At 62.5% G+C, this 5,168-nt stretch carries 5 protein-coding genes and 1 pseudogene; 3 read left to right on the top strand and 3 right to left on the bottom strand.

Annotated elements, in window-relative coordinates; translation table 11 throughout:
• Together ACNA7R_RS09355 and ACNA7R_RS09350 are read left to right on the top strand one after the other, a co-directional pair.
• On the top strand, positions 1-309 hold a 309-nt coding region (locus ACNA7R_RS09355), incomplete at its 5' end, for a DedA family protein (protein ID WP_416283297.1).
• Between the two features lie 415 nt (positions 310-724).
• Positions 725-1,678: an amidohydrolase family protein gene (locus tag ACNA7R_RS09350; protein WP_416283296.1), complete on the top strand. Its 954-nt coding sequence runs from the start codon at positions 725-727 to the stop codon at positions 1,676-1,678.
• A 192-nt stretch (positions 1,679-1,870) separates the two neighbouring features.
• Here ACNA7R_RS09350 and ACNA7R_RS09345 read toward each other — a convergent pair whose 3' ends face one another.
• A complete protein-coding gene (locus tag ACNA7R_RS09345) occupies positions 1,871-2,146 on the bottom strand; it encodes a PadR family transcriptional regulator (protein WP_416283295.1) in 276 nt (91 codons plus the stop codon).
• A 403-nt stretch (positions 2,147-2,549) separates the two neighbouring features.
• Between ACNA7R_RS09345 and ACNA7R_RS09340 the strand changes: the two genes are divergently transcribed.
• Positions 2,550-3,713 carry a pyridoxal phosphate-dependent aminotransferase gene (locus ACNA7R_RS09340; RefSeq protein WP_416283294.1) on the top strand — a complete coding sequence of 388 codons (1,164 nt, stop codon included), beginning with the start codon at positions 2,550-2,552 and terminating at the stop codon, positions 3,711-3,713.
• A gap of 69 nt (positions 3,714-3,782) precedes the next feature.
• On the opposite strand, the gene ACNA7R_RS09335 is transcribed toward ACNA7R_RS09340, so the two are convergent.
• Entirely contained in the window at positions 3,783-4,025 is a 243-nt protein-coding gene (locus tag ACNA7R_RS09335; protein ID WP_416283293.1) for an SDR family oxidoreductase, read from the bottom strand.
• A 75-nt stretch (positions 4,026-4,100) separates the two neighbouring features.
• Positions 4,101-4,886, bottom strand: a pseudogene (locus tag ACNA7R_RS09330) (RNA-guided endonuclease TnpB family protein); the annotation flags it as partial.
• Between the last annotated feature and the right edge of the window lie 282 nt (positions 4,887-5,168).

Below are 5,168 nucleotides of genomic sequence, written 5' to 3'. Positions count from 1 at the left end.
ACCGGTCAGTTACTCATTTATTGGATCTCGAGTAACTACGGTATCGACGCGATCGACTCGCTTCCGGCCGTCTCCGTCTCCGACGGCCAGGTGTCCCGGGCCGAGAACCTGTTTCAGCGATACAGCGGCGCCGGTATCTTCGTGACGAACCTCGTCCCGTTCGTCGGATCGTTCATCATGATCCCTGCCGGCATGACTTCGTATCCCATCGTGCAGACGGTTTTCTACGCACTCTCGTCGACGGTTCTGAACTACGTGCTTATCGTGTGGCTAGCCTTCGAATCGATCGAGTTCCTCGGGATATTCTGACGCGATCCGTCTCACGAGCAGCCCGATCAGTTCGTACCTCGAGCTCCCGAACCGGCGACAGCGCTGTCGGCACATCCGCTCAACCGTTGGTCGTCGTTCTCGCCGACAGCGTACTACACCCCATATAAATTAAGGATACAGTATCGGCGGTAACGATTTACGCTGCGTTCTGGATCGACACGCCATGTCTCGCTGGTCCTCGTCCGCAGACGATCCGTCCCACCGCAACCCTACCCCGCCCGGATCGACCACGGCGGACGCTCCGTCGTCGGAATCGAGTACGACCCGCCGGCAGTATCTCGTAAGAGCGGGCGTCGGTCTCTCCGCGATCACTGCAGGATGTGCATCTACCGAACCTGACGACTCGACGGAGTCCGAACCCTCGGACCCGACCACCGAGCCGTCCGATAACCCGGTGAGGACAGCGACCGACGACAGGGAAGCCGATGAAGACGATACGGCGGCTGGCAATGACGACGATGACGATGCAGACGACGCGGAAGTTGACGATGACGACGAGGTAGAATCCGTCGATGAACTCCCGTTGTTCGACGCCCACACGCACATTATCCCGACGGAAGCCCGAGGGAAGGACCCGCTGTCGGCCGGCCAACTCGTGGGGTGGATGGATGCGAACGGTATCGATCGTGCGGTCGTCCTTCCGTTCGACTTTCCCGAGAGCTACCCGGTTCGAGCACCGAGTTCCTGGGTGCTCGACGAGGTCGAACCGTATCCTGACCGCCTCGTTCCGTTCTGCTCGGTCGATCCGCGAGAGTTCGACGGTGTGGACGCTGCTGCCGACCGGCTCGAGGAGTACGTCGGTCGCGGCGCTCGTGGATTCGGCGAACTCAAAGTCGAGATGCGAATCGACGACGACCGGCTCGAGGCGCTGTACGAACGCTGTGCTACCTACGAGCTCCCGGTTCTCTTTCACACCGATCAGCAGTCGCTGCCGGACGAGGTCGGCCTCCCGCGACTTGAGGGCGTGCTGGCCTCGTATCCTGAGGTCGACTTCGTCGCCCACGCTCACGGCTGGTGGTCCCACATGGACGGAGCCGTCGAACCGGTTGATCTCGGCAGCATTCCGGAGGGCCCCCTCGAGTCGCGCGGCCGGATCTGGGAGTTGCTCGCCGAGTACGACAACATTTACGGCGATATTTCGACGCTGGCGGGCTGGAACGCGCTGACGCGTGACCACGCGCACGGACAGGCCCTCCTCGAGTTACACCACGATCAGATCGTGTTCGGGACCGATTACCTCTATCCCGGGCAGGGGGTCCCGCACTTCGATCTGTTCGAGCAGTTCGACCTCGGGCTCGATGCGTGGGCGGACCTCCGGTATCGGAATATCGAGAACCTGATTCGCTGAACCGACGCCTGGAAAACACGCCGCACGTAGTCCTTTCGTCCGAGCGAGTGCTCGTGACGGCTGCTGGACTGTGACCATCAGTACCCCGCGACTGCAGCCGCGGAAGAACTCGTACGGACTACTGTCGGGCAGTTCTGGCCCGACCGCGAGCCGTCCTGCGGTCGCTCCGGTATACCGGTACAGCAGACCGTCTCAGGAGTCCGCATACTGTTCCTCCCACTCCCGCCGATCCCGGATCGTCCGCTCGCCGGCGTCGGTAATGGCGTAGTAGTTCGTCCGCCGGTCGAGTTCGCCCTTCTCGACGAGGTCCTTGTTGACGAGCGTGTCGAGGTTCGGGTACAGTCGGCCGTGGTTGATCTCGGCGCTGTAGTACTGTTCGATCTCGGCTTTGATATCCTGGCCGGAGGGCTGGTCGGCACCCGCGATCGCGTACAGGAGGTCTCGCTGGAATCCGGTGAGGTCGTCCATCTCGTCGGAGAATTCAACGTATGTGTATTTGATAGCTTTCCCGCCTCGGAGTGTATATCAGCGGCCTGTGAAAGTGATCGCGGGTCGGATTTGGCCGTCGACATCGAGTCCCCGGGACCGACTCGATGCGACGCCGCCGGCGGTCGACTGCGATGCTCGGAAACGCCCCAACCGAACGGACCGACGACCGCCGCGAGGGTGGAGACCACCACGCGATTGACCGGGCTTGGAACGCCCGTCGGCCGTCTCTCGTGTCGAAGCTCGTGAACCGGTGTTGCCCCCGACAGCGAGTTGGCGGGCATCCCCTCGGCGTCGAGCCCACCGTCCCGGTCGCGGAGCCGAGGACGCCGCAGCGATTTCCGGCATCCGACCCCTTTTGACGTCGATCTCTGTGCTATGAGGTATGCCGACACCAACGGACCGCGTCCGCCGGGCCGAGCGCTCGAGCATCCGCGTCATGTTCGATCTCGCGGAGCGATACGACGGCGACCTCGTTCGGCTCGAGGTCGGCGAGCCCGACTTCGACACCCCCGAACACGTCATCGACGCTGCGGCCCGCGCCGCCCGCGAGGGAGCGACCCACTACACGTCGAACGCGGGGTTGCCGGCGTGCCGGCGCGCGATCGGCGAGACGCTGGCCGAGGAGTACGGCGTCGAACACGAGCCCGACGAGATCGTCGTCACCACCGGCGGGATGGAGGCGCTGCACCTCGCGGTGCTGGCGACGGTCTCGCCCGGCGAGGAACTCCTCGTCCCCGGACCGACGTGGCCGAACTACGAGACCCAGGCGCTGCTGGCGGACGGAACGTTCCGCGAGGTCCCGCTGTCGGCCGCGTCGGGGTTCGCCCTCGAGGCCGACCGCGTGATCGAGGCGATGAGCGACGACACCGCGGCGGTCGTGCTCACGACTCCGTCGAACCCGACCGGTCGCGTCTTCGACCCCGAAGCGTGTCGGGCGGTCGTCAAGGCCGCCGCCGACCACGACGCCTACGTGATCGCCGACGAGGTGTACCTCGGACTCACCTACGACCGTGAACCGGAAGGGATCGCGTCCTACGCCGGTCATCCCGACCACGTCCTCACGGTCGGCTCCTGCTCGAAGGCCTACGCGATGACCGGCTGGCGGCTGGGCTGGCTCGCGGGCGACGGCCACCTGATCGACGAGGTCGTCAAGATCCGCGAGTCGACGACCGCCTGCGCCTCGAGCGTCGCCCAGCACGCCGCGATCGCCGCGCTCACGGGCCCACAGGACCCCTTCGAGGAGATGTACGAGGCGTTTCGCCGACGGCGGGACCTCGTCGTCGATCGCGTCGCGGAGATCGACGGCCTCTCGTGTCCGCGACCGGAAGGCGCGTTCTACGCCTTCCTCGACCCCGGTATCGACGACGATAGCCTCTCGATTGCGAAGCATCTCCTGCGGGAACACGGCGTCGTGCTCGCTCCCGGTACCGGGTTCGGCGAGACGGCGCCGGAACGGCTCCGATTGTCCTTCGCGAACTCCGAGGATCGGCTCGAGGAGGGGTTCGATCGACTCGAGGAGGGACTCCGGACCTATAGTAACAGCTGAAACTGTTTGCACACCGATCGCACGACGGCTGTGCGATCGGATGCGAACTGACTTTCGGTAGTTACTATACTAACCCATTCGCTCGCCGCCGTTGACGTTCAGCGTCTCGCCCGTGACGAACGTGGCGTCGCGGAGGTAGGCGACCGCCTCGGCGATATCCTCGGGCCGGCCGTACCGATCGACGGGGATCGCCGCCAGCTCCTCGGGCGTTCGATCGCTCGTCATGTCGGTCTCGACGTGGCCCGGTGCAACCGCGTTCACCCGGATCTCGGGTGCGAAGTCCCGCGCGTGGCTCCGGGTTAGCGAGAGCAACGCCCCCTTCGAGGAGGCGTAGTGACACCGGGCTTCTTCGAGAATCTGGTTCGAGGCACGATGCAGTTCGTCTTACATCCAGCGGTGTTCGCGGTCTTTCATCGACTGAATCGACAGGTGTGCCGACCGCGTTCCAGCCTGTTGCATCGACCCACGAGTCTTCTCAAATTCTCGGCGTCGATGATTCATCTCGTCGGCATTCCCGATGAACGCACCCGTGGAAGTCACAGCGAGCGAGCCGTCCACGTTTAGGTTAACGCCGAGGACTGTTCTGTGTTTGGCGTTTTCAGAAGTAGGCGTGGACGACTCTTTCTCGCTTTCAGTTCGACGCATCCGCGCGTGGAGATAGAACGACTCAGAGTGGCGGTCGTACTGCAACGTGGACATACGGAACTCGTAGTCCTCGTTCAACAGATACGCACCAATTGGTGTCTCCTCAGCGTCGTCGGGAATCACATAGTCATACTCGACGCGACCGTTCACCGTGGACAGAGAAACGTGGTCGCGGTGGAACGTCGCAGAGCGTTTGTCGTAGACGACGCTCCACGCGTCGAAGTGTGGTTGACTCGTGTTGTCGCCTTTCTTGAGTCGGGCGACACCGCTTTTCGTGGCCTCGATAGCGCGTCGAATCCCCTTCTGCACGAGGTTTGCGGTCAACTCCGTTTCGTTACGAAGTTGGTCGTAGAGGGCTTTCTCGGCTTTCTGTTTCGAGGTTATGCAGTAATCGTTCGGGTGCTTCTACGCCCACTCTGCCGTCGTATTGGCACAGTGGAGGAAGTGGTTTTTTGTCTGATGGAGGTCGTCGCACCGCCCGTTGGGTACGTCGAGTTTGATTTTGACGGTGCGAATCACGTCCTCCATCTGTGCTTCACATACCAAATCTTCTCTTTATAAATTCTACGACTGGCGCGGGGGAGTCGGCTTGCTATCGTTCGTGGTTTGATTCGAGGCTTGTCGGATTCCTTCCACGGCTAAAGCCCTGTCTCTTACCCACAAATCCTATCGCCGTAGTTCACGGAGAATGTCGCTAGTTGTCCACTCTCTTGATGGCGGTGGCAGCAAGAGTTCGGTCTGACACGGTAAAAACGCCGATACGAGGCGAAGTACACTTCTGACGCCACGGAGAATCAAGGAAAAGTCACA

It is taken from the genome of Natronococcus sp., from assembly GCF_047921035.1.
Taxonomy (GTDB): Archaea; Halobacteriota; Halobacteria; order Halobacteriales; family Natrialbaceae; genus Natronococcus.
Note: the sequence above shows the minus strand (reverse complement) of the source record. Positions and strands in the feature narration are given on the sequence as shown.

Excerpts from the sequence above, each read along its gene's own strand:
- ACNA7R_RS09345 (WP_416283295.1), bottom strand. The coding sequence starts at position 2,146 with ATGGACGACCTCACCGGATTCCAGCGAGACCTCCTGTACGCGATCGCG.
- ACNA7R_RS09340 (WP_416283294.1), top strand. The coding sequence starts at position 2,550 with ATGCCGACACCAACGGACCGCGTCCGCCGGGCCGAGCGCTCGAGCATC.